18 protein-coding genes are annotated in these 22,191 nt (G+C 54.2%); 10 read left to right on the forward strand and 8 right to left on the reverse strand.

Annotated elements, in window-relative coordinates; all coding sequences use genetic code 11:
* Positions 1-21: 21 nt before the first annotated feature.
* The 4 genes from ACT3TY_RS14780 (at position 22) to ACT3TY_RS14795 (ending at position 2,929) form a co-directional block, all read left to right on the forward strand.
* On the forward strand, positions 22-699 hold the full coding sequence (locus ACT3TY_RS14780; RefSeq protein WP_172118443.1) for a TetR/AcrR family transcriptional regulator: 678 nt from the start codon (positions 22-24) through the stop codon (positions 697-699).
* Entirely contained in the window at positions 677-1,204 is a 528-nt protein-coding gene (locus ACT3TY_RS14785) for a L,D-transpeptidase (RefSeq protein WP_172118444.1), read from the forward strand. Before ACT3TY_RS14780 ends, ACT3TY_RS14785 begins: the two co-directional genes overlap by 23 nt.
* Positions 1,205-1,281: 77 nt before the next feature.
* Positions 1,282-2,307: a beta-N-acetylhexosaminidase gene (gene nagZ, locus ACT3TY_RS14790; RefSeq protein ID WP_441679142.1), complete on the forward strand. Its 1,026-nt coding sequence runs from the start codon at positions 1,282-1,284 to the stop codon at positions 2,305-2,307.
* Positions 2,308-2,350: 43 nt separating this feature from the next.
* On the forward strand, positions 2,351-2,929 hold the full coding sequence (locus tag ACT3TY_RS14795; RefSeq protein WP_087107361.1) for a hypoxanthine-guanine phosphoribosyltransferase: 579 nt from the start codon (positions 2,351-2,353) through the stop codon (positions 2,927-2,929).
* A gap of 28 nt (positions 2,930-2,957) precedes the next feature.
* Here the strand turns inward: ACT3TY_RS14795 and ppsR are convergent, their stop codons facing one another.
* The gene (gene ppsR, locus ACT3TY_RS14800) at positions 2,958-3,791 is read right to left on the reverse strand and encodes a posphoenolpyruvate synthetase regulatory kinase/phosphorylase PpsR (protein WP_441679143.1); all 834 of its coding nucleotides are present in this window, start codon (positions 3,789-3,791) and stop codon (positions 2,958-2,960) included.
* 230 nt (positions 3,792-4,021) lie between these two features.
* On the opposite strand from ppsR, the gene ppsA reads away from it, so the two are divergent.
* Entirely contained in the window at positions 4,022-6,397 is a 2,376-nt protein-coding gene (gene ppsA / locus ACT3TY_RS14805; RefSeq protein WP_444621896.1) for a phosphoenolpyruvate synthase, read from the forward strand.
* 119 nt (positions 6,398-6,516) lie between these two features.
* Positions 6,517-8,307, forward strand: a complete 1,791-nt coding sequence (ggt, locus tag ACT3TY_RS14810; protein WP_444628754.1) for a gamma-glutamyltransferase — start codon at positions 6,517-6,519, stop codon at positions 8,305-8,307.
* A gap of 53 nt (positions 8,308-8,360) precedes the next feature.
* Here ggt and ACT3TY_RS14815 read toward each other — a convergent pair whose 3' ends face one another.
* Together ACT3TY_RS14815 and acnB are read right to left on the reverse strand one after the other, a co-directional pair.
* Positions 8,361-10,247: a glycerophosphodiester phosphodiesterase family protein gene (locus ACT3TY_RS14815; protein WP_444628755.1), complete on the reverse strand. Its 1,887-nt coding sequence runs from the start codon at positions 10,245-10,247 to the stop codon at positions 8,361-8,363.
* Between the two features lie 183 nt (positions 10,248-10,430).
* Positions 10,431-13,034: a bifunctional aconitate hydratase 2/2-methylisocitrate dehydratase gene (acnB, locus tag ACT3TY_RS14820; protein WP_444628757.1), complete on the reverse strand. Its 2,604-nt coding sequence runs from the start codon at positions 13,032-13,034 to the stop codon at positions 10,431-10,433.
* Positions 13,035-13,530: 496 nt separating this feature from the next.
* Here acnB and ACT3TY_RS14825 point away from each other — a divergent pair, with 496 nt between their 5' ends.
* Together ACT3TY_RS14825 and ACT3TY_RS14830 are read left to right on the forward strand one after the other, a co-directional pair.
* Positions 13,531-14,187 carry a tRNA-(ms[2]io[6]A)-hydroxylase gene (locus ACT3TY_RS14825; protein ID WP_087107350.1) on the forward strand — a complete coding sequence of 219 codons (657 nt, stop codon included), beginning with the start codon at positions 13,531-13,533 and terminating at the stop codon, positions 14,185-14,187.
* Between the two features lie 30 nt (positions 14,188-14,217).
* Positions 14,218-18,117, forward strand: coding sequence for an AAA family ATPase (locus ACT3TY_RS14830; protein WP_444628759.1), 3,900 nt, complete (start codon positions 14,218-14,220; stop codon positions 18,115-18,117).
* Between the two features lie 3 nt (positions 18,118-18,120).
* Here ACT3TY_RS14830 and ACT3TY_RS14835 read toward each other — a convergent pair whose 3' ends face one another.
* The 4 genes from ACT3TY_RS14835 to queC are packed head-to-tail and all read right to left on the reverse strand — an operon-like array spanning position 18,121 to position 20,589.
* Complete coding sequence (locus tag ACT3TY_RS14835) at positions 18,121-18,405, reverse strand: YkgJ family cysteine cluster protein (RefSeq protein WP_193054664.1); 285 nt, start codon at positions 18,403-18,405, stop codon at positions 18,121-18,123.
* On the reverse strand, positions 18,402-19,235 hold the full coding sequence (locus tag ACT3TY_RS14840; RefSeq protein ID WP_444628761.1) for a 6-carboxytetrahydropterin synthase: 834 nt from the start codon (positions 19,233-19,235) through the stop codon (positions 18,402-18,404). The genes ACT3TY_RS14835 and ACT3TY_RS14840 overlap by 4 nt, the downstream gene beginning before the upstream one ends.
* Positions 19,235-19,879 (reverse strand): 7-carboxy-7-deazaguanine synthase, encoded by a 645-nt coding sequence (gene queE, locus ACT3TY_RS14845; protein WP_444628763.1) that lies wholly within the window; start codon positions 19,877-19,879, stop codon positions 19,235-19,237. The genes ACT3TY_RS14840 and queE overlap by 1 nt, the downstream gene beginning before the upstream one ends.
* Entirely contained in the window at positions 19,879-20,589 is a 711-nt protein-coding gene (queC, locus tag ACT3TY_RS14850) for a 7-cyano-7-deazaguanine synthase QueC (protein ID WP_441679152.1), read from the reverse strand. Before queC ends, queE begins: the two co-directional genes overlap by 1 nt.
* 276 nt (positions 20,590-20,865) lie before the next feature.
* Between queC and ACT3TY_RS14855 the strand changes: the two genes are divergently transcribed.
* Together ACT3TY_RS14855 and ACT3TY_RS14860 are read left to right on the forward strand one after the other, a co-directional pair.
* Positions 20,866-21,282, forward strand: coding sequence for an SRPBCC family protein (locus tag ACT3TY_RS14855; protein ID WP_441679153.1), 417 nt, complete (start codon positions 20,866-20,868; stop codon positions 21,280-21,282).
* Positions 21,275-21,940, forward strand: a complete 666-nt coding sequence (locus ACT3TY_RS14860; protein ID WP_441679154.1) for a VTT domain-containing protein — start codon at positions 21,275-21,277, stop codon at positions 21,938-21,940. Before ACT3TY_RS14855 ends, ACT3TY_RS14860 begins: the two co-directional genes overlap by 8 nt.
* Here ACT3TY_RS14860 and ACT3TY_RS14865 read toward each other — a convergent pair.
* Entirely contained in the window at positions 21,937-22,176 is a 240-nt protein-coding gene (locus ACT3TY_RS14865) for a DUF2789 domain-containing protein (RefSeq protein ID WP_172118460.1), read from the reverse strand. The genes ACT3TY_RS14860 and ACT3TY_RS14865 overlap by 4 nt on opposite strands.
* Positions 22,177-22,191: the final 15 nt, after the last annotated feature.

Here is a 22,191-nt window from a genome sequence, read left to right on the forward strand (position 1 = left end):
CTCGTTTCTCCGGAGGCCATAATGGCACAATCTGACACGGTGTCACGCATTCTGGATACCGCTGAGGTGCTGTTTGCAGAGCGTGGCTTTGCTGAAACGTCACTGCGTAACATTACCAGTAAAGCACGGGTAAACCTGGCGGCTGTTAATTATCATTTTGGTTCCAAGAAAGCCCTTATCCAAGCCGTATTCTCACGCTATCTAGACCCGTTTACTCAGCGTTTTCATGGTGCGCTCGATGAGCTTGAAGCCCACTATGCCGATCGCGCCATCCCCCTGGAAGAGCTACTTGAAACAATGGCCACCACGGTGCTGGCAGTGCCTGCTGAACGGGATAGTTTGAAAGTCTTCATGCGCTTATTGGGATTAGCCTATAGCCAAGCGCAGGGGCATTTACGGCGCCATATTCAAGAGCAATATGGGGATGTGTTTACCCGCTTTACCGGGCTTGTGCGTAAGGCGACCCCTGATTTACCCGATGCCGAGCGTTTTTGGCGGCTGCACTTTATGTTGGGTACGGTCATTTTCACCTTGTCGGGGCTGGATGCGCTACGTGATATCGCCTCCAAGGATTATCAGGAGCAGGTGACTGTGCGTGATTTAGTGCGACGCTTGCGCCCTGTGGTCGTTGCCGCCATGAATGCTCCACTGCCGCAAGAGGTTGAAGGAGCGCAGCATGCGAACGCCCCTGTTAGCTGAGTTGCCACCTAAAAAAGACGGCTGGATCGAAATTGATACCGGCGCACAAATCCTGCGCTGGTGGCAGGGTCAAACACCAGACTTTGAGTGCGCTATCTCTACTGGACGCGCTGGCGTTGGCCAGCAAGAAGGAAGTGGCCAAACGCCGCATGGCTGGCACTATGTTCGCGCGGCAATTGGCCATGAACAGCCGGTCAATGCGGTATTTAGAGGCAGGCGTTTTACCGGTGAAATTTTCTCAAGTGACTTGGCCGACGCTCATCCGACACGTGACTGGATTTTGACGCGTATTTTATGGCTGTGTGGGTTAGAGCGAGGATTTAACCGTGCAGGCACGGTTGACTCTCAGCGCCGCTATATTTATGTACACGGAACGCCGCCCGATCAACCGATGGGCAAACCTGCTTCACATGGCTGTGTTCGTATGCGCAACGAGGACCTGCTTTATATCTTTGAGCGCGCCGTGCCTGGAACGCCTGTTTGGCTACATGGCAGCCATCTGTAATGGCCTTACGCAGAGGCTTTTTTGACTCTGTGCGTTGATCGTCTAAAATCATCGGCCCTTTTGTTGGATCCCTGCTAATGACTCAACCTATTGGCCCGGTCATGCTCGACCTGGAAGGGCCTGAATTATCCAATGCTGAAAAGCGCTTGCTGCTTGAACCTGCTGTCGGTGGCGTGATTTTGTTTGCCCGTAATGTGGAAGACGCCTACCAGGTGCGCAAGCTGTGTAGCGATATAAGGCGTATACGGGGCGATCTTTTATTGGCGGTTGACCAAGAGGGTGGCCGTGTACAGCGTATCAAAAAAGGGCTTACCCGCTTACCGGCCATGGCCCGGATTGGCGAGCGTTATGCTCAAGACCCTGAAGAAGGCCGCTCTCTCGCCATAGACGCAGGTTGGTTGCTTGGCATGGAAATGGCCGCCTGTGGGCTGGATTTAAGCTTTGCACCCGTGCTTGATGTGGATAGCGGAATTTCTAGCGTCATCGGCGACCGTAGTTTCAGTGGTGACCCTGAGCACGTTGCTCAATTAGGCGCCGCTTTTGTTGAGGGCTTGCATCAGGCGGGCATGACCGCTGTGGGTAAACACTTCCCTGGTCACGGCGGCGTAGCCGCGGATTCCCATGTCGCACTGCCCATTGATGAGCGTTCAATGGAGGCAATTAAACAGCGTGACCTTGTCCCCTTTGAACAGCTAGCCCCCCAGTTGGATGGCATCATGCCCGCGCATGTCATTTATCGAGCGTTTGATACACGCCCGGCGGGCTTTTCGCCCAGTTGGTTGGGTATGCTGCGTGAATCGCTGGGCTTTAAAGGCTGTATTTTTTCAGATGATTTAAGTATGGCAGGTGCTCACGAAGCGGGCTCGCCACGCGAGCGTGCCGCTGCTGCGCTCGCCGCTGGCTGCGATATGTTGCTGGTGTGTAACGACCGTGCCGCTGCGCTTGAGGTTGTTGAAGCCAGCCAAGGCATCGCCAATAAGCGCCCTGCGAAACTCCGCTATGGCCGTGCACGACCTGATTTGGATGCGCTGACCGCGCTGGGGCGTTGGCGACGTACGCATGCCAGGCTAGAAGCGCTGGCGGACTTCCCTAACCCCACCTGATTTTTCTTTTCGCAATATTGCTACATTTTTTGGGAGTTACCCCATGTCCAAATTGGATAAAGAAGCGCTTGAGTCATTGGACTCAATGCGCCAGCTAATGGAAACAGCAGACTGCCTGATCTCTCAGGAAGAAGTCGAGCGGGCGCTGGATCGCATGGCGGAGGCCATTACTGAAGACCTGGGGGACAAACTGCCGGTTTTTTATTGTGTGATGAACGGTGGCTTGATTACGACCGGGCATCTGCTGACCCGATTGGGGTTTCCGCTGGAAGTGGACTATTTGCATGCCACGCGTTATCGCAACGAGCTGCGCGGTGGCGAGCTTTTCTGGCGCGTATCCCCTGAAATTCCCATGGCCGGGCGCCACGTCGTCATTGTGGATGACATTTTGGATGAAGGGTCGACGCTCGCCGCAATTCTTGCTTACTGTAAAGAAGCTCAGGCAGCCAGCGTTACGACTGCCGTTCTGGTGGATAAGCAACATAACCGCAAAGCGGTGCCGGGCTTGAAAGCTGATTACTGCAGCCTGGAGGTCGCGGACCGCTATGTGTTCGGTTTTGGTATGGACTACAAAGGCTACTGGCGTAACGCCCCAGGTATCTTCGCCCCCAAAGGCATGTAATTTTTAGCGTTGTACATTTAGTGCTGGTTTAGCGGGGGGAGAAGCGCCTCGCTAAGCCTGTCTCGGCAATCATCCGTGTCGAAATTTCTTCTACTGAAAAGCGCGTCGCATCAATAAACGGAATATGCATAATCCGGTAAAGCGCTTCAGCCTGTTCGACTTCCTGCAGACACTGATCCATTGAGCTATAGCGGCTGTTCGGCCGACGCTCATTGCGTATGGCGGATAACCTGCGAGCATCAATAGTTAACCCAAACAACTTGCGCTGGTGCGGTGCTAACACCTTGGGCAGCTTGAGCGTGCCGTCTTCGTCAAGGTCGTCCTCGGTAAGCGGATAGTTGGCCGCTCGAATGCCAAACTGAAGCGCTAAATAAAGCGATGTGGGTGTTTTGCCACAGCGCGATACGCCCACTAAAATAATATCGGCTTTGTCGTATTGATGCGTACGGGCGCCATCGTCGTTATCGAGTGCGAAGTGTACCGAATGAATCCGGTCCATATAGACATCGTCACTGCCAATCGAGTGAGTTCTTCCCACGCTGTAAGAAGAGTGGGTGCCTAATTCCTGCTCCAAGGGTTTCAAAAAGGTAGAAAAGATATCCACCTTGAAGCCCGGCGCTTGGCGAATTACATCGCGTATCTGCTGGTCAACGATGGTATCGATAATGATCGGTTGTTGCTCATCTCGAGCGGCAGTGGATTCAATAACCCGGGCAAGCGCTTCCGCTTTATCAAGCGTATCGATATAAGGCTTGGTCAGCATGTTGATCTCAATATCGCTGAATTGAGCCAACAGGCTGCGACCCAGGCTCTCGGCCGTAATACCGGTACCATCGGAAATAAAGAAAGCTGTCCGCTTCATAATCACGCCCGTCAATTAAATAATAGATACGCTATTGTGTGCCGAGTGTTCGCTAAGCACAACGCCCCAGGCGACTACATAAACTGCCCGTATACGCCTTATGTTGTAAAAATCCTCCACTCCCTTCGCTATTAGACCAATGGCGAATAGGGTGGCACGGTGATAGGGTGACACGATCAATGATTGGCGATCTAAAAGATTGCATCAACGTCTTAAAGCGAGGGGGTTGCGTGGAAGAGTACATTCTGTGGTTCGATCAGTTAGGTATGGCCGACGTCGAACGCGTGGGTGGTAAAAACGCCTCGCTGGGCGAGATGATTTCCAATCTGTCGGGTGCCGGGGTAACCGTACCGGGTGGATTTGCCACTACGGCTCACGCATATCGTGAATTTCTCTCTCATGAAGGGCTTAACGAGCGCATTAACAGCACGCTATCGCGCCTGGACGTTGATGATGTTAAAGCACTGGCGGAAGCGGGTACTAATATTCGCCAATGGGTTATTGATACGCCGCTGCCGCCCGCTTTTGAAAGTGCGCTGCGTCAGGCCTATGAGCAACTGCAGGAGCAGCACCCTCAGCTGAAAGTAGCGGTGCGCAGCTCGGCAACCGCGGAAGACCTGCCGGATGCCTCTTTTGCGGGCCAGCAGGAAACTTTCCTGAATATCGAAGGTTTCGATAACATCAAACGCGCTGTACACGAGGTGTTTGCCTCGCTGTTTAATGATCGCGCAATTTCCTACCGTGTTCACCGTGGCTACGCCCACGAAAACGTCGCGCTGTCAGCGGGTGTCCAAAAAATGGTGCGCTCTGAGACGGGTGCCTCTGGGGTCATGTTTACCCTGGATACCGAATCAGGCTACCGCGATGCTGTCTTTGTGACGGCCTCGTGGGGGCTGGGCGAAACGGTTGTGCAAGGTGCCGTCAACCCTGACGAGTTTTACGTTCATAAGGGCACGTTAGCCGCTGGCCGCCCGGCTGTTTTACGGCGTAACCTGGGGTCCAAGCTCATCAAGATGGTTTACGGCCAGGAAACCAGTGCTGGTAAATCCGTCGACACCGTTGATGTGCCGCTTAATCAGCGTAATCGTTTCTGTATTAGCGACCAGCAGGTGATGGATCTTGCCCATCAGGCAGTGACGATTGAGCAGCACTACGAGCGCCCCATGGATATTGAGTGGGCGCTTGATGGTGACGACGGTAAGCTCTATATCGTGCAAGCACGCCCTGAAACGGTGGTCTCGCAGCAGGAAGGCGGCAAATTAGAGCGTTTCCAACTGCGCGAGAAGGGCCGTACCCTGATTACCGGCCGGGCGATTGGTCAGCGCATCGGCCGCGGCACGGTCAAAGTGGTCATGAGTCCGGAAGATATGGATAAGGTTCTTGACGGTGACATTCTGGTGACCGACATGACGGATCCAGACTGGGAACCCATTATGAAGCGGGCTTCAGCCATTGTTACCAACCGTGGTGGGCGTACCTGCCATGCGGCGATTATTGCTCGTGAGCTGGGCATTCCGGCGGTGGTTGGGTGTGGTGACGCTACACAGCAGCTCAGAGAAGGCACCGATGTCACCGTTTCCTGTGCCGAAGGTGACACCGGCCACGTTTATGATGGCCTGCTGGATTTTGACTGCAAGGTTTCAAGCGTCGATGCCATGCCTGAAATCCCGTTCAAGATTATGATGAACGTGGGCAACCCTGATCGCGCATTTGGGTTTGCCAGCCTGCCTAACGCAGGCGTAGGGCTTGCCCGGCTTGAGTTCATCATCAATCGTATGATTGGCGTTCACCCTAAGGCACTGCTGGATTACGCAACGCTGCCCGCTGACTTGCAGCAGGTGATTGACCTTCGTACCGCAGGCTATACCGACCCGGTAACTTTCTACGTGGACAAGCTGGTGGAAGGCATCTCCACGTTGGCAGCGGCCTTTTATCCTCAGCGGGTTATCGTGCGTTTGTCTGATTTCAAGTCCAACGAGTACGAAAACCTGATTGGCGGTAAGCTTTACGAGCCGGGCGAAGAGAATCCCATGTTGGGCTTCCGTGGGGCTTCGCGGTATATCTCGGACGCTTTCCGGCCCTGCTTCGAGCTTGAGTGTCGCGCCTTAAAATACGTACGCGACGAGATGGGGCTTGATAACGTCGAAATCATGGTGCCCTTTGTACGCACCACCGATGAAGCCAAGCAGGTGGTTGATCTGTTGGCAGAAAATGGCTTGAAGCGTGGCGATGCAAGCGGGCTGAAAGTGATCATGATGTGCGAGTTACCTGCTAATGCATTGTTGGCTGAAGAATTTCTTGAACACTTCGACGGCTTCTCAATCGGCTCTAACGATCTTACGCAGTTAACGCTGGGGCTGGACCGTGACTCAGGCATCGTGGCGCATCTGTTTGATGAGCGTAATGCGGCGGTGAAAAAATTGTTGGCAATGGCTATTCAGGCTTGTAAAGCCCAGGGCAAATATGTGGGTATTTGTGGGCAAGGGCCCTCAGATCACCCTGAATTGGCTAAGTGGTTGATGGAGCAGGGGATTGATTCGGTATCCCTCAACCCTGATGCAGTACTTGAGACGTGGTTTATGTTGGCAGGCGAGACAATCACCTAACGTCGACCTGTAAACCGCTATTTTTCGCCCGGCCATTGTGCCGGGCGCATGCGTTTTATAGGCTACTCTGTTGTGTGGTTACTTACTTGATATTTCCCAGGATGCGAGAGGGCAGTGTAATGTCCCCAAAAAGGATTAAATTAGCACTATCAGGATTGCTGTTAGTGCCGGTCTATAGCTTTGGGTTTAGCTATGAAACCCCCTCTATAACGCCAGAAGTTGGGTCGGGGTATGAGGAAAAACCCGGCTGGGAGGCGGAGTCGTTTGCAGTCGCGGCGGCTAACCCGTTGGCAACGGATGCAGGCTATCAAGTGTTGGCAAATGGTGGTAATGCCATTGACGCAGCTATCGCTGTGCAAATGGTATTAACACTGGTCGAGCCTCAGTCCAGCGGCATTGGCGGTGGCGCTTTTTTAATGTTCTATGATGGCTCAAACGTTCAGGCTTACGACGGCCGAGAGACAGCGCCTGGTGCGGTGACAGGGGAGCTGTTCATGGAAAATGGCGAGCCGCTGCCCTTTGCAGATGCGGTAGCCAGTGGACTTTCTGTTGGTGTGCCAGGCACGGTGCGAATGTTGGAACAGGCGCATAAAGAGCACGGCCAGTTGGCTTGGGAGGCGCTTTTTGAACCCGCTATTACGCTTGCCGAGGAAGGGTTTGCCGTTAGTCAACGGCTGCACACCAGCCTTGCCAATGATGAAGCGTTACGTAGTGACCCGCTCGCCGAGAACTTCTATTACCAGCCTAACGGCGAGCCGCTAGCGGTTGGCGACACGTTAAAAAATCCGGCGTTGGCGAGCATATTGCGTCAAATTGCGACCAACGGCAGCGCGGCCTTTTATGAGGGCGACATTGCTGAGGATTTAGTAAATCGTGTACAGAACCATCCGGTGCGACCAGGCAGCATGACCCTTGAGGATGTTGGCGGCTACCAGACAATTGAGCGGGAACCGCTGTGTACGCCATGGCAGCAGTGGGAAGTGTGCGGATTTCCACCACCCTCGTCTGGGCATATTACCATTATGCAGATACTGGGTCTTTTAGATCAGCAGCCATTGTTGGAAGCACCCTTGGATAACGGCGTATCCAGCAGCGGTTGGCTGCATCAGTTTCTGGAGGCTTCTCGGCTGGCCTTCGCTGACCGCGGACGTTATATAGCGGACCCTGAGTTCGTAGAGGCGCCGGGCGGTGATTGGTCATTAATGCTGGCGCCTGACTACCTTTCAGAGCGTAGTAAGTTAATTGGTGACACCAGCATGGGCGATAGTGCGGAGCCAGGGAACCCCGGTGATCTTGACGTTAGCTTTGCCTCACAGCCGGATCAGCCGGAATACGGCACTAGCCATATCAGTATTATTGATGCTGAAGGCAATGCCGTGGCGATGACCACATCTATTGAGCAGGCGTTTGGTTCGCGCATCCTTGCAGATGGAGGAACCGGGTTGCCGGGTGGGTATTTGCTTAATAATGAGTTGACCGATTTTTCGTTTACCCCAGAGGTGGACGGCGAGCTGGTGGCTAATCGGGTTGAACCTGGCAAGCGTCCGCGTTCAAGCATGAGCCCAACACTCGTCTTCGATAAAGAGTCGGGCGAGCTGGTGGCAAGCCTGGGGTCGCCGGGTGGCGCGGCTATTATTCATTACACCGCCCGCACATTAGTTGCGATGCGTGATTGGGGGATGAGTGCACAAGAAGCGCTCAATTTGCCTCACGCCATTACCATGGGAGGCGATGTTTATTTGGAAGAGGGAGGCTTCCCGGAAGCGACCCTGGAAGTGCTTGAGGAGTACGGGCATACCATCAGTGAAAGAGAGCTAACCAGTGGGCTTCAGGCCATCCGTAGGCTGGAGGATGGGACGCTGTTTGGCGGTGCCGACCCGCGTCGCGAAGGCGTTGTTATGGGCGATTGATCCCATTAACTGGCTTTACGAAATGAGCTGTCAGTGGCGTGTTTAAGTACACGTCACTGACGTAGCCAATTGCGCAGCTTCACCAACAGAAGCTCCCCATCGCTTAACGCTCGCCGCTCTTCAATCAATTCGCGTAAACGCGCGGGATAGTCGGTAATAATTGCATCAACCCCTAAATCGATCAGTGTAGACATTCTTGCCCGGTCATTGACTGTCCAGGCGTGTATCTCATAGCCATAAAGCGCTGCAAGACGCACTTCCTCTGCTGTAATACGGTTATGGCGAAGTCCCAAGGCATCGAAGCTTCGGCGGTCCAGCGTGCCTGGCAGGATTAATTGTGCCAGCAGTGTGACGCGTAGTTCAGGCGCTTGGCGTTTGATGTGGGCAGACAGTGATGGCGTCATCGTGGCTACCCGCATCTCCAGCATTGCATTGGGAAAGCCGCACTCGCCATAAGCTGTTATAGGATGACTGCTTTTAGCCCAGCAGGCATAGCGCATATCGGTCTCAGCACGCAGTAGGGCAATGACTGCATCAGCAAGAGCTTGTTCCTCGCCGGGCAGTGCCTTCATGTCGATCATCAATCCGGCATGGCCGCGTACGCGTTCAAGTACCTCATCCAGGCCTGCGATAGGCTCGTTTTGAAAAGCATCACCGAACCAACTGCCTATGTCGTACTGACTAAGCTCTTCACGCGTTAAGTCGCCGAATTCTCTGTTATCACCGGTTAATCTTGCCAGGCTCCGGTCATGGTAAATCATGACCTGCCCATCGGCGGACAAGCGAACATCCAGCTCTACGGCGTCAGCTTTATCGATGATGGCCTGGTTAACCGCGGCCAGGGTGTTTTCGGGGGCGACCATTGAACTACCACGGTGCGCAAACACGTTTACATTGTCGCGTAGTTCAAAGCTGTTCAGGATCCACCAGGCTTGTAAGGCGGCCAGTAGCAATACACTAAGTTCAACCGCCCAGGCAAATCGGCCCGGGAGGACGATTTTTGATGGAGGGGCAGGGCGCACCTTGTGATGCGCTAACTGAAGGTACAAACAAGCAGAAAGCAGTGCGTTAGCCGCAATACCGATAAAGGTAACGGCGAGGGTTAACAGCAGATAGCCTGTTAAATAGGCAAACATGATGGGAATTAGAAAAGTGTTGTGTTCTGGTAGCCACCAGAGAAGCGGCGTTACCAGCGCATCAAAGGCGATGGTGGTGATAACAGGTAGTGCAATAATGAGCAGTAACAGGATGAGTACGGCCGTGCCAATGGAGCGGTGCCAGCCTTTGGTTAAATGAAAACTGTGCGTCAGGGCGCGTAACGGACTGGAGTTTTCAAGCGCTACTAAAGGAAGCGCTAACAGCCAGCGCAGATAAAGCCAGGCCGCTAAGCTTAGCCAAATCACCACAAGCGGCAGCGCGCAGGCAATAAAATACCAAAGCACTGGCGGCATGACACGCTGTAAATAGTAAGGGTCCAAGCCGCTTAGCCAAACACTATAAAGCCATGCAAGTGCGGCCATGAAAGGGGCCAGCAGTAAAAGGTGCGTGCCCACCTGTAACACGACTAACCCTGCCAGTGCGGGGAGGCGGCGAACGCTTAACCAGAGTGCATCAAACGCAAGCCGGTAATGATTGCCGTGAGGCCGAACGGCGACCTGGAGCATGCCAGCCTGTTGCCAGTAAAGTATAAGAAAAGTAAAGACCAGGCCGACCAGCATGCAAGCAAGGCCCAAGGGGCTAAACAGCAGGCTGATTAGCTCGTCATTGGTGATCACTGTACGTTTTAATTGGGCAAGCAGGCCTTGGGTTATCCACCCAATCAGGGGTAATAACAGGGCAGAGGCCAGTAAGGTAAAAAACAAATGATAGGCGATCAAGGGGCGTAGATGATCGCGCAGTGTCTTCATTAAGGCCGAGCCAAGATGTGTCAGTGGCTGCATTGTCTTTTAAATCATAAGGATGAACTAACAGAGTGGCAGTATCCGGAAGCCCTCGCAAGTCGCCGACATCTTGCGGTAATAAAAACGCCCCACAACGAGAGGTTGAGGGGCGTTCGGTCATCGTCTCAGAATTAACGGAATTTCATTAAGTCTGTGATGGTGCGAGCATCGGCGATAGGATGGTTACGCTTCTTGAGCAACCGGAATCACGTTTGAGGCGATTTTCTGATACTCCTCAATTTCGTGGAAGTTCATATAACGATAGATCTCTCCTGCCATGGCGTCAAATTCACTCATGTAACGCTGATACTCTTCAACGGTTGGCAGGCGACCTTCCACCGCGGCAACCGCGGCGAGTTCCGCCGAGGCAAGGTACACGTTGGCACCATCGCCCAAACGGTTCGGGAAGTTACGTGTAGACGTAGACACAACGGTGCTTTTTGCAGCAACGCGCGCCTGGTTACCCATACACAGTGAGCATCCCGGCATTTCCATACGCGCACCGGCACGACCATAAATGCCGTAGTAACCCTCTTCGGTCAGCTGGTGCTGGTCCATTTTGGTCGGCGGTGCCAGCCACAGGCGAGTTTTGAGGCTGCCTGCAGGCTGCTTTTCAAGTAGTTTACCCGCTGCGCGGAAATGACCAATGTTGGTCATGCACGAGCCGATAAATACTTCATCAATCTTTTCGCCCGCTACGTCTGACAGCAAACGAGCATCGTCAGGATCGTTAGGCGCGCAAAGTACTGGCTCTTTAATCTCGGACAAATCAATTTCGATGACTTCGGCGTATTCGGCATCCGCATCGGCACGCATCAGGCTCGGGTCGGCAAGCCACGCTTCCATACCTTCGATACGACGACTAATCGTACGCTCATCGCCATAACCGTTAGCGATCATCCACTTCAGCAGTGTGATGTTGGATTTCAGGTACTCGGTAACGCTCTCATCAGACAGCGTAATAGTACAGCCAGCGGCAGAGCGCTCAGCAGAGGCATCGGAAAGCTCAAATGCCTGCTCGACCGTTAAGTCTTCAAGGCCTTCAATTTCCAGCACGCGGCCAGAGAACGCATTCTTCTTGTTGGCCTTATCAACGGTCAGAAGACCTTGCTTGATGCCGTAAAGCGGAATGGCGTGAACCAGGTCGCGCAGGGTAACGCCAGGCTGGCGCTTGCCTTTAAAGCGCACCAGTACGGATTCCGGCATATCCAGCGGCATAACGCCGGTGGCAGCAGCGAAGGCCACCAGGCCAGAACCAGCCGGGAACGAGATGCCCAGCGGGAAGCGGGTGTGCGAGTCGCCGCCGGTACCTACTGTATCTGGCAACAGCATACGGTTCAGCCAGCTGTGGATGATGCCGTCGCCAGGACGCAGCGATACACCGCCGCGGTTCATAATGAAGTCAGGCAGTGTGTGGTGAGTGTCCACGTCAACCGGCTTCGGATAGGCCGCCGTGTGGCAGAATGACTGCATGACCAAGTCCGCTTGGAAGCCCAGGCAGGCCAGGTCTTTCAGCTCGTCCCGGGTCATCGGGCCAGTAGTATCCTGGGAGCCGACCGTAGACATTTTAGGTTCGCAGTACATGCCCGGACGAACGCCTTCCAGGCCGCACGCCTTACCGACCATTTTCTGCGCCAGGGTAAAGCCCTTGCCAGTGTCTTTGGGCTGATCCGGCAGGCGGAATACGTCAGAAGGCTCAAGGCCAAGGGACTCACGTGCTTTGCCCGTCAGGCCACGACCGATGATCAGAGGAATACGGCCGCCAGCACGTACTTCGTCCAGGATCAGCTGAGTTTTCAATGCAAACGTGGTGAGCACTTCATCAGTGCCGTGCTTGCACACCCTGCCTTCGTAGGGGTAGACGTCGATGACATCGCCCATTTCCAGCTTTGATACGTCCAGTTCAATCGGGAGTGCGCCAGAATCTTCCATGGTGTTAAAGAAGATCGGAGCAATTTTGCTACCAAAACAGAAGCCGCCAGCGCGCTTGTTGGGAACGTAAGGGATATCGTCACCAAAGAACCACAGCACGGAGTTAGTGGCTGATTTACGTGAAGAGCCCGTACCCACGACATCACCGACATAAGCAACCGGGAAGCCTTTGGATTTGACTTCCTCAATTTGCTTGAGCGGACCCATAGAGCTTGGTACTTCAGGCACAATGCCGTCACGCTCGTTTTTGAGCATGGCATTGGCGTGCAGCGGGATATCGGGGCGCGACCAAGCATCGGGTGCTGGTGACAGATCATCAGTGTTGGTTTCACCCGGCACCTTAAAGACGGTCAGGGTGATTTTTTCTTCTAAAGCAGGCTTGGAAAGGTACCACTCTGCTTCTGCCCAAGACTGAATAACGTCCTTGGCAACGCTGTTACCCTTTTTGGCACGCTCTTCAACATCATGAAAGGCATCAAACATCAGCAGGGTATGCTTGAGCTGTTCGCCGGCTTCACGCGCTAACTCTTCGTTATCCAAAAGTTCTACCATGGATACGATGTTGTAGCCGCCTTGCATGGTGCCTAGCAGCTTAACCGCGTGGATTTTATCGATCAGCGGAGAGGTTGCTTCGCCCTTGGCGATTGCAGTAAGAAAGCCCGCTTTTACATAAGCGGCTTCATCGACGCCCGGCGGAACCCGGTTGGTGATCAGATCAAGAACAAATTCCTCTTCACCCGCCGGTGGGGTTTTTAGCAGCTCAATTAAGGCGGCAACTTGCTCGGCGTTTAGAGGCTTGGGTGGTACGCCTTCAGCGGCGCGTTCCTCGACATGTTGGCGATATGCTTCAAGCACGTTGGGGCCCTCTCATCTGCTTTATGGTGGCGAGCACACATTTTCACGGTGTTTGAGCGTGCGCTCGGACACATGACATACGCTTGGAAACAGCGTCTGGTTGGATGACACGGATTCTACGGCAAACTGTCGACAATGTTAAGAAGAAGGCGAGAGGCAGGTGTTGTACTTTATGTTGATACACAAAAAATACCGCTTTAAAGGCCTGTGTTTTGGCCGTTTGGGACACTTTCTGGCAGGGTGTGATGGGCCTGAGCATGCTAAAGGTGTGATTGCGGTTGCGCCGCGTTACCATGGCTTGGACGCTATAACGTTACGGTTGCTTTCCACGTTGAGCTAACCTCACAGCGAAGCGTAGAGCGCCATTATTTCTATTAGCGGTGGCCAGCAATATGTACCCAAGAGACATGGCATTGTTCTTGCGGTTTGGGAACGGGGTGAACGCTATCGGCGTTTAAATATTGTACAATTGTGAAAAAATGCTCGGAAGAACGTTATGTCAATGCAATTGCCGGAATTAACACCCGCAGACCATAAACTTCAAGCAGATGACTTGTTGCCCGAAAGTTTAAATGAATTTCTTGCCTGTATAACGCCGGACAGCTGGCTTAAATGGGCGCTAGATAACCCCGAAATACTGCTTGTTGACCACGCTCAGTGTGAGAAAAAGGCCGCTTCGACGGCCATGAGCTTGCTGTATCGTTATGTAGACCAGCCTCTTTTATTGAGCAAAATGTCTCAGCTCGCCCGCGAAGAATTGCTGCACTTTGAGCAAGTTGTGGGTTTAATGGAAAAGCGCGGCGTTGAATACAAGCATTTAACCGCTTCCCGGTACGCTGAGGGCTTGCGACGTCATGTGCGCAGCAATGATCCAGAGCGTCTTATTGATATCCTCATTATTGGCGCCTTAATAGAAGCACGCAGCTGCGAGCGTTTTGCTCGCTTGATTCCTTACCTGGATGAAGAGTTGGCTAAATTTTATCGCACGCTGGTTAAGTCCGAAGGGCGTCATTTTGAAGACTACCTACTGCTTGCGCAGCAGCAAACTAACGCTTCCATTGATGAAAGAATTGCTTTTTTTGTGGCCCGGGAAGCAGAGCTGATAACGTCACCCGATACGGCTTTTCGTTTTCATAGTGGTGTACCCGCTTAATACACCACTAGCCCAGGCAGGATATGTAGCATGCGCGATACTCGTGAGTCTGATCAGCTAATCCTCTTTGGTCATTTTTCCCTCTCTCAGGGGGATGGTGTACTAACCCACTTTAGCTATGACAAAGTCAAAGCGCTGTTAGTCTACTTACTGCTTCACCGCCAGCCGGTGAACCGTGCGGTGCTCGCCGAGCTGTTATGGCCTGACCAGGGGCTTTCATCAGGCAGGACTAACTTGCGCCATGCCCTGCACTGCCTGCGTCATTCGCTCGGGGATAACGCTGATCACGTCTTGAATGTGTCGCGCCAAACCATCGCTTTTAACCTGCCATCGACTTGGCGCATCGATTTACATGAACTGCAGCAACTGCTGGAAGGCCCCCGCGAATTAGCAACACTCGAAGCGGTGCTGACCTGCTATCAGGGAGACCTCGTTGAGGAGCTCCAGCTAACCAACTGTAGCGAATTTCAGCGGTGGTTCGTACAAGTGCGCAACGAATGGCGTCAGCGTGTCATTCGCTTTGCTGAGCAGGTCCTGGAAGCCCATGAGGATGCGCCAGATGTAATGCTTGAAGGCTTGGTAAGCCGCTTTTCTGGTTACGCACCTTTTCATGAGCGCTTGGTGCGCCAGCTTGCCGAGCAGAACCAAATCGCTGCTGCTCACGAGCAATACAATGGTTATTTACAGTTATTAGCACTTTCGGGGCAGCAGCCTGAGCCCAGTTTTTTACAGCTCGCAAGCTATTGGTCGGATGGGCCGCATGATCCTCGTGCTATGTCCCCTCAGGGCGCTTTTTCGCGCGTATTGGCAGCGGACAGCAAGCCGCTACGCGACGATGAAATCGAGCTGCGCCAGCTCTCCGTGATGGCTATTCGGCTGCGCTTGAAGGGCGACTGGCAGGAGCGTGCAGCAGTGCGTAGCTGTCTGGCCTTGCAGCTGGAGTTACTGCGTTGGTTAGAGCAGCAGTGTCATCATCTGGGGGGATTCTGGTTACCTGGGGCAACCGGAGGACTCGGGCTCGCCTGTTTTGGTACACATGGGCCCGCACACCAGCTTGCGGAGCTGGTAGCGCTTTACGAACACTGTCAACATGCGCTGCCGCAAGAGTCGGCGCGTCATTGGGACAGGGAAGGTGAGCCGCCCGCCTTTGAGCTTGCCGCCGGTTTAAATAGCGGGCGGGTCGTCTATTTGGCTGAGCGTCAGCTAGCGGACCCACTTGGTCAGGTGACGCAAGTTGCCTTGGAGCTAATGAGTGCGGCAGAGGGCAATGAGCTGGTCATTTCTCAGGAGGCCAGCCAGCACATGCCCCCCGCGCTTGATCTACAGCCACGACTGGTGTCTCGGCTGGTGGCAAGCGATGGGCGTATTCGCCTGCGCGCGCTGGTCCTGGGGCAAAACGAGGGGGGGCGTGATGCGCTCCCGCCGAGCCTGGTGGGGCGTGAGGCCCCGTTGCGTACGCTCCGCGATGCCTTGGCGCGGGCGGGAATTGGGCTGCGCCAAAGCGTGCTTGTCCGAGGTGCTTCGGGCATGGGGAAATCTGCGCTCATGGTGGGGTTTCGTCAGCTTGAATTAAGTCGCGATGCCGCGATTTGTTGGCAGCCAACGACGCGATTATCCGTACTTGAACCTTACGGTATTGCCCGCAGCCTGGTGGCCTGGTATCTAAATGCGCCACCTGCGCTGGATACCTTGCATGCCATGCAAGCAACGCTGGGCTTGGGTCTTTTAGAAAAGAGCCGACAGCACCTGCTTGAAGAAGCGCTTGGGGTTAGGGACGTTCAAGAGGTGGCGCAGCTTGCGCAAAACGGCGAGGCGGCGGAGCTGGTCGTACAGTTGTTACATCGCTTGATTGAGCAGAAAACCAGTGAACGTACGCTGGTGCTAATGATTGATGATCTTCAATGGATTGATGAGCCCTCTTTTAAAGTGCTGGCAGGCCTTCAGGCGCGCTTGCCTATCAATACGGCGTTTATGCTGATTGCCAGTCATCATGGCCGTGAACCCTTACCGGTTAAGCTTCACTGGGACCAGCAGATCACGTTGGGTAAGTTGGACGTTCAGCAATCATCACGCCTGCTTTCCCAGCTGTCACGCCGCTACCGCATACATTTAAGCCCCCGGCTGCGTAACCAGATCATAGAGCGGTGCGATGGCGTGCCGCTTTACATGCAGGAAATTTGCCGACGTCTGGACATGGACCGTCGCGAAGGGCGTAGTATTCAATTTGATGAGCTGCCGAAAGGGCTGCTGGGCTTGCTAGCCAGCCGTATTGATCAGTTGGAGGCCGACCGCGCGATTGCCCACGTGGCGGCAGTGCTTGGCAAACGTTTCCGGCTGGATTTTTTGTTGGAGTGCAGCGGCTGGGAGCCCGCTCGACTAACGCAAGCGCTTGAGCATATGCGTCAGCTCGAGATCATTGAGCCCGTTAATAAAGAGCTCGGTGAGCAAGAGTGCCAATTTAGCCATCAGCTTCTTCAGGAAGCCGCCTATCTCTCCTGCCCGCGCGATGTACGCGTCAAACTGCATCAGCAGGTCGTTACGCTAATTGAAGAGCGTTTCCCCATGTGGATTAGCCGCCATCCTGGCGACTTTGCTGCACACTTGCGTAGAAGCGGTCATTACGCACGCGGCGCACGCTATTTTGAGCTTTCTGCTCGCGAGGCGCTAAAGGTCAGTGCTAACCGAACGGCGTTGCGGATGGCCGACGCAGGGTTGGCAAGCTTGCGCCATGTTGAGCATGAGATAGAGCGCGAGGTTAGTCTGCTTACGGTACGTGGCCAGGCCGCATTTTCCCTGGAAGGGCACGGCTCACCCATCGCTCATGAAAGTTTTGTTCGCGCCCGAGAGTTACTGCGTGAGTCCGGCAGCGATATGCTGGATGACCCTGAAGAGCTTGAGCAGGTCTTTCTGGTTAAGTGGGGGCTCTGGGTAGGGCGCAGCCAGCGCTATGCGCATGCCGATGCGTTTGCGCTTGCCTCGACGCTTGCGGATATCGCGGAGCGACTGGAAGACCCGCGCTATCGCCGTTTAGCGGATTATGCACGCGCTCAATGCGAGTACTGGGCAGGACGTATCCAGCAGGCCCACGATCATCTGGATGAAATTGATCCGCTCAATGCACAAATGATGATTGAGTGGTTGCCGTTCTCTGATCACCCGCAGGTAACGGCAGCGTGTTTTCAAGGTTGGGCGCTCTGTTTACGGGGCGACTATCAGCGTGCAGAGCGGCAAGTATCGGCGGCGCTTCGGTTGGCGGAAAAAATTGGCCACCCGGGAACGCTGGCAATGTCGCTGTTATTCGCGGCTTCCCTCTATCGTCAGTTAGGGCATGTGCACCTGGCGGCGCGCCAGGCTGAGAGGGCGGCAGCCATGACCGTCACGCCCGACTTGCAATTATGGCAAATCTCGGCCCAAGCGGTGTTGGGATGGCAGCGCGCGTTAGCAGGGGACCAAGGAGGGCTTGCACAAATACGCGAAAGCCTTGAGCGGATGACCGAGCTTAAAGGGAGCGACCGCTACCAGCGGCCCTCATTATGGTATATCGATGCCTGTATTGAGCTGGGTGAGCTTGATGCCGCAGAAGACTATTTGGATCAATGCCTTGTGATCGCCCGCGAGCGTACCACGCTGTTTTTGCCTGAGCTAGCGATGCTGCTGGCGAGCGTTCGGCATCAGCTTGGACATCCTGCGAATGAGGTTAGGGCGCTTGCCGAGATGGCCATCAGCCAATCCCGAGAGAATGGGAACCGCCACCAGGAGCTGGCGGCGCTTGAACTATGGTTGATGCACATTGAGCCGGGCGACCCTACTGCCAAAGAGGCGTTCCGACATTTGCTGAATGATGTTAGCCATAGCGATGCGCCGGTGCTGGTGCGTTGGGTGAGCCTGCTGGATCGTCGTTTGACCCAGCCTGCGGATGTAGAAGGTTAGGGGTTATCCCGTTGCTGTTTCGAGGTATGCAAGGGTGGCGAGCGCCTGATCACGGTGCTCGCCACAAATGCTGGCATCAAAGTTAAAGTTGGCGCATACGGCGGGGCGGCTTGCATCGCCAAAAAGCCGACATAGATTCTGTTCATCCAACTGAATGCAGCGAACCCCAGCAGGCTTGCCTTGAGGCATCCCTGGAATCGGTGAGCTGATGGACGGCGCTATACAGCAAGCTCCGCAACCTGCCCGGCAGCCAGCGCTTTGCTTAACGATAATACCTGCCTCGCTCATGGCGTAAATTCCGCAAAGGCGCCTTTGTTAATCCCCTCGAATGCTTGAACGCGTGTGGCGTGGCCGCTTTCATCGGCGATGCTACGTGCCAGCCAGATGGCGATATTCTCAACGGTAGTGGGGCCCGGCAATACCGCACAGCGGTCTGCTGGCAGGCGAATGGAAAAGTCTCCCTGGGCGGCCTGGTAACGACAGGTCAAGAACACATCGTCTTGGTGTTCAATATCCGCTTGCTCAAGTAGGTAGCGGTTATCCAGCCAGTGCGCCCAGCGAGCTTCCAGCTCAGGTTGACGCGTGCCCGATTGCCAAATAGAGAGTCTGGAGCGGTGGCCGTGGGCAATACGTTGGCAATTGCCCTGGTGCCGTTTAAGGCCATGGCTATAGCCATAGGCTGCTCCGGTCGTAGCTTCATCACTTAACGTTAGCGTGACACGGTCAACATTGACGGGGCGCTGTGCGGTCAACTCGGCACTTAAATACGCTGCTACCTCTTCAAGCGTAATAGATACCCAGGGAAGCAGGCTAAAGGCTTCGGCAGGCCCACGAACCTCCAGGGGATAAGGCGTTTCGGTGCGAACGCAGAGGCCTTCCTCGCAATCAGTAATGCTTACACCGGGCGCCTGCGTGGGCACCAGAAGCGTATGGTCGAGGCCGCTGTCCAGGGTGTGTTTGATCCAGGGCTTTACCTCGCCAAAATCAAATAGCATGCCGTCTTCACCCAAGGCGCCTTCAAGGAGTGCATCTACTTGCCAGCTGCAGCCGATGAGTCCGTGTGTCGGGCACCAAACAGAGACATCCATATGGGTTAACTGATTTACAAAGAGAGCCATTAGTTAAACCCTGCGATTTTGTGAATTTGAAGCGTAAGGCGCCATTGTGGGTTAGCCATACAGTAATCCGTTGCCTGGGCGATGGTATCGGACTGTTGCCCTAACGGGCTTACATCCATGGGCTGCAAAAAGAAGTGAGTAAACGCAAGGTCCTCAAAGACCGGGGGCAATGCGTCAGCTTGCGGATAAACAAGTTTTAATTCATTTCCCTGCGTAATGGCCAAAGGGTTACTACCTTTGGGGCTAACGCATAACCAATCAATACCGGGAGGGGGCCGCAACGTACCGTTCGTTTCAACGGCTACTTCAAAGCCCTGCTGGTGTAGCTTGTCAATTAACGGTGTATCCAGTTGGAGCAGAGGCTCACCGCCGGTAAACACCACATACGGGGTGGCATTCGCGCTACCTTTTGGCCAGAGCGCATTAATATGCGCAGCCAGCTCGGCCGCTGTTGAGAACTGTCCGCCGTTCTGTCCGTCAGTACCGATAAAATCGGTATCGCAAAAGGTGCATTTTGCATGAGCGCGATCCACTTCACGGCCTGACCACAAATTACAGCCACTAAAACGGCAAAAAACGCTGGCACGACCCGCTTGTGCGCCTTCGCCCTGTAGCGTGTAAAAGGCTTCTTTAACGTGGTACATCAGCGATTCACCTGAGCTGTCGCATCGTAAGCCAAAGGGTCGAGCACATTGTTAGCGGCAAAGGCCTCCAAGCGCTCTCGGCAGCTGCCGCACTGACCACACGCTAACGCACGTCCTTCATAACAGGTCCAGGTATGCTGGTAATCAAGCCCCATGGACAGGCCATCGCGTAAAATATCCGCTTTTGATGAGTAGAGGTAAGGGGCATGCAGCGTAACGTGCTCAAAGTTGGCAATACCCGCCACGTGATTCATGGCATCGACAAACTCGGGGCGGCAATCCGGGTATAAAACATGGTCACCGCCATGGGCGCCATAATCCACGCGCCCAGCGCCTATATTGACCGCTTTGGCAATCGCCAGGGACAGTAAAATCATATTGCGATTGGGAACGACAGTGGCGCGCAAATTATCATCTGCGTAGTCACCCGTCGGCATGGCCTGGTCGGCGTTGGTCAGTGCGGAGTTATCGATCAAACCGTGAATGGCTCGAATGTCGACTACCTGGTGAGGAATACCCAACTGACGGCACACGTGCGTAGCCACATCCAACTCGCGTGCGTGACGTTGGCCATAGTCAAAAGATAGTGCGTGAACCTCCAGACCTTCACGCAGTGCGCGGTGAAGCACCGTATAGGAGTCCATGCCGCCGGAATAGATAACCACCGTCGCTGTCGGTGACGTAGAAGGGAGAGAAAACGTACTGGACATAAATAGTGCTCGCTGTCGGAGAATTTTTCGTGCGCGATAAGGCTGCACGGAGTGCCGGGGTCCGGTCCGGGAGGGCGGCAGTTTACGCAATGAGAACGTATCTGACCAGCCGTAGTCTGAATGATCGTCTCTCCTTGTTCGCCATTCCCGATAAATTGAGCAGCATGCTACGCTCATTGTTTTGCTAAGCTTATCGTTTCCGGCGGTTACAGATGGTGTTTCGGTTTACAGGTAGCTTAGCGGTTAACAGTTAGTTTTCAGCGGTTCGAGGGGATCATGGCCACCATAGAGCACAGTGAAATTGTTAAAGCATCACCTGAGCGCGTATTTGAGCTATTGCGCCGCGTGGAAGATTTTGCTGATTATTCTGATTTAATACGTTCCATTGATGTATTGGGGGGCGACCGCTATCGTTGGCATGTCCGTGCAGTAGGTATGGACTGGGCATTTGACGTGGAAGTGACAGAGATTCAGGCGCCCCATACGCTGGCTTGGGAGTCGCTTGATGGGGTGAAAAATCAGGGGCGCTACCGGCTGCGTGAAGTGCCAGAAGGAACGGAAGTATCGCTTACGCTTGGTTATGAAATTCATAATCGCTTTATGGAAAAAGCCGTTAATAAAGCAGCGAAGCCGCTCGTAGGTAAAGTGAGCCGACAAATTCTTGAGCGTGTTGAGGCCAGGCTGAATGCGTAATGCCTTTCGTCTTGTGTGGCGTTTGGCGATAGCCGTTGGCATGATAGCCATACTGGCGTGTATGTGGTTTTGGCACTCGCCGGATTTAATGGCGGTCAGGCATACCGTTGACGAATGGACACATCATCCCGCAGTAGTGGTTGGGGTGGTTGTCCTTATGGCCGTTACCCTGGCTGCCGGGTTGCCCGGGAGTATTGGCTTTTGGCTAATTGCGCCCTTTTACCCACCTGTCGTTGCCACCATTATGCTGACACTTGGAAGTGTGGCGGGCGCATTCGGTGGCCATCAGTTAGCAGCACGTACCCGTAGCGCATGGCAACCTAAAGGGCTAACCCTAAAAGTCATGCAAACGCTTCAGGACAGGGGAGATCTATTAACCCAGTGCGCACTTCGTGTCTTGCCGGGTTTTCCTCACGCGGTGATCAACTTTGCAGCTGGGCTATGCCGTGTGCCACTGTCGATTTTTCTTCTTGCGGCAACGCTAGGCCTATCGATTAAGTGGGGCGTATACAGCAGCGCTATTCATGGGGCGCTTGAAGCGATAGAGGAAGAAAATGCACTTCAGTTTGAGGTGCTGCTACCGCTTGTTGCTCTTACGGTACTATTGCTTGTTGGTGCTTGGGTCAAGCGCCGCTCGAAAGCGGCGCCAGCGCGTTAACTCCCTTGGTGCATGGCAACGTCCAACTCGTCGACTAGCTCGGCCCAGTCAGCGTCGTCTTCAATGGCTTCACGAAGAAATTCCGCTTGGCCTTCATTCCAACAGGGCGCATCGGAAAGCACCATCTCTTTGGGCAAAGGGCGATGGCGCTTGATGAAAACTTCAATCGACTCAGCGTCTGATGGCAGGCCCAGTTGTTCGAAAAGATCACTAAAAAGATGTACCGGTTTTTCCATAATTACGGGCTCCGT

Source organism: Halomonas sp. AOP22-C1-8 (assembly GCF_052378905.1).
GTDB lineage: Bacteria > Pseudomonadota > Gammaproteobacteria > Pseudomonadales > Halomonadaceae > Vreelandella > Vreelandella citrativorans.

What these genes read in the sequence shown, in the direction of transcription:
- ACT3TY_RS14840 (WP_444628761.1), bottom strand. Translation starts at nt 19,235, where the DNA reads ATGGCTCTCTTTGTAAATCAGTTAACCCATATGGATGTCTCTGTTTGG.
- ACT3TY_RS14815 (WP_444628755.1), bottom strand. Translation starts at nt 10,247, where the DNA reads ATGCAGCCACTGACACATCTTGGCTCGGCCTTAATGAAGACACTGCGC.
- ACT3TY_RS14780 (WP_172118443.1), top strand. Translation starts at nt 22, where the DNA reads ATGGCACAATCTGACACGGTGTCACGCATTCTGGATACCGCTGAGGTG.
- ACT3TY_RS14835 (WP_193054664.1), bottom strand. Translation starts at nt 18,405, where the DNA reads ATGAGCGAGGCAGGTATTATCGTTAAGCAAAGCGCTGGCTGCCGGGCA.
- ACT3TY_RS14785 (WP_172118444.1), top strand. Translation starts at nt 677, where the DNA reads ATGCGAACGCCCCTGTTAGCTGAGTTGCCACCTAAAAAAGACGGCTGG.
- queE (WP_444628763.1), bottom strand. Translation starts at nt 19,879, where the DNA reads ATGTACCACGTTAAAGAAGCCTTTTACACGCTACAGGGCGAAGGCGCA.
- ACT3TY_RS14825 (WP_087107350.1), top strand. Translation starts at nt 13,531, where the DNA reads ATGTCAATGCAATTGCCGGAATTAACACCCGCAGACCATAAACTTCAA.
- ppsR (WP_441679143.1), bottom strand. Translation starts at nt 3,791, where the DNA reads ATGAAGCGGACAGCTTTCTTTATTTCCGATGGTACCGGTATTACGGCC.
- nagZ (WP_441679142.1), top strand. Translation starts at nt 1,282, where the DNA reads ATGACTCAACCTATTGGCCCGGTCATGCTCGACCTGGAAGGGCCTGAA.
- queC (WP_441679152.1), bottom strand. Translation starts at nt 20,589, where the DNA reads ATGTCCAGTACGTTTTCTCTCCCTTCTACGTCACCGACAGCGACGGTG.
- ACT3TY_RS14830 (WP_444628759.1), top strand. Translation starts at nt 14,218, where the DNA reads ATGCGCGATACTCGTGAGTCTGATCAGCTAATCCTCTTTGGTCATTTT.
- ggt (WP_444628754.1), top strand. Translation starts at nt 6,517, where the DNA reads ATGTCCCCAAAAAGGATTAAATTAGCACTATCAGGATTGCTGTTAGTG.
- ACT3TY_RS14860 (WP_441679154.1), top strand. Translation starts at nt 21,275, where the DNA reads ATGCGTAATGCCTTTCGTCTTGTGTGGCGTTTGGCGATAGCCGTTGGC.
- ACT3TY_RS14855 (WP_441679153.1), top strand. Translation starts at nt 20,866, where the DNA reads ATGGCCACCATAGAGCACAGTGAAATTGTTAAAGCATCACCTGAGCGC.
- ACT3TY_RS14865 (WP_172118460.1), bottom strand. Translation starts at nt 22,176, where the DNA reads ATGGAAAAACCGGTACATCTTTTTAGTGATCTTTTCGAACAACTGGGC.
- ACT3TY_RS14795 (WP_087107361.1), top strand. Translation starts at nt 2,351, where the DNA reads ATGTCCAAATTGGATAAAGAAGCGCTTGAGTCATTGGACTCAATGCGC.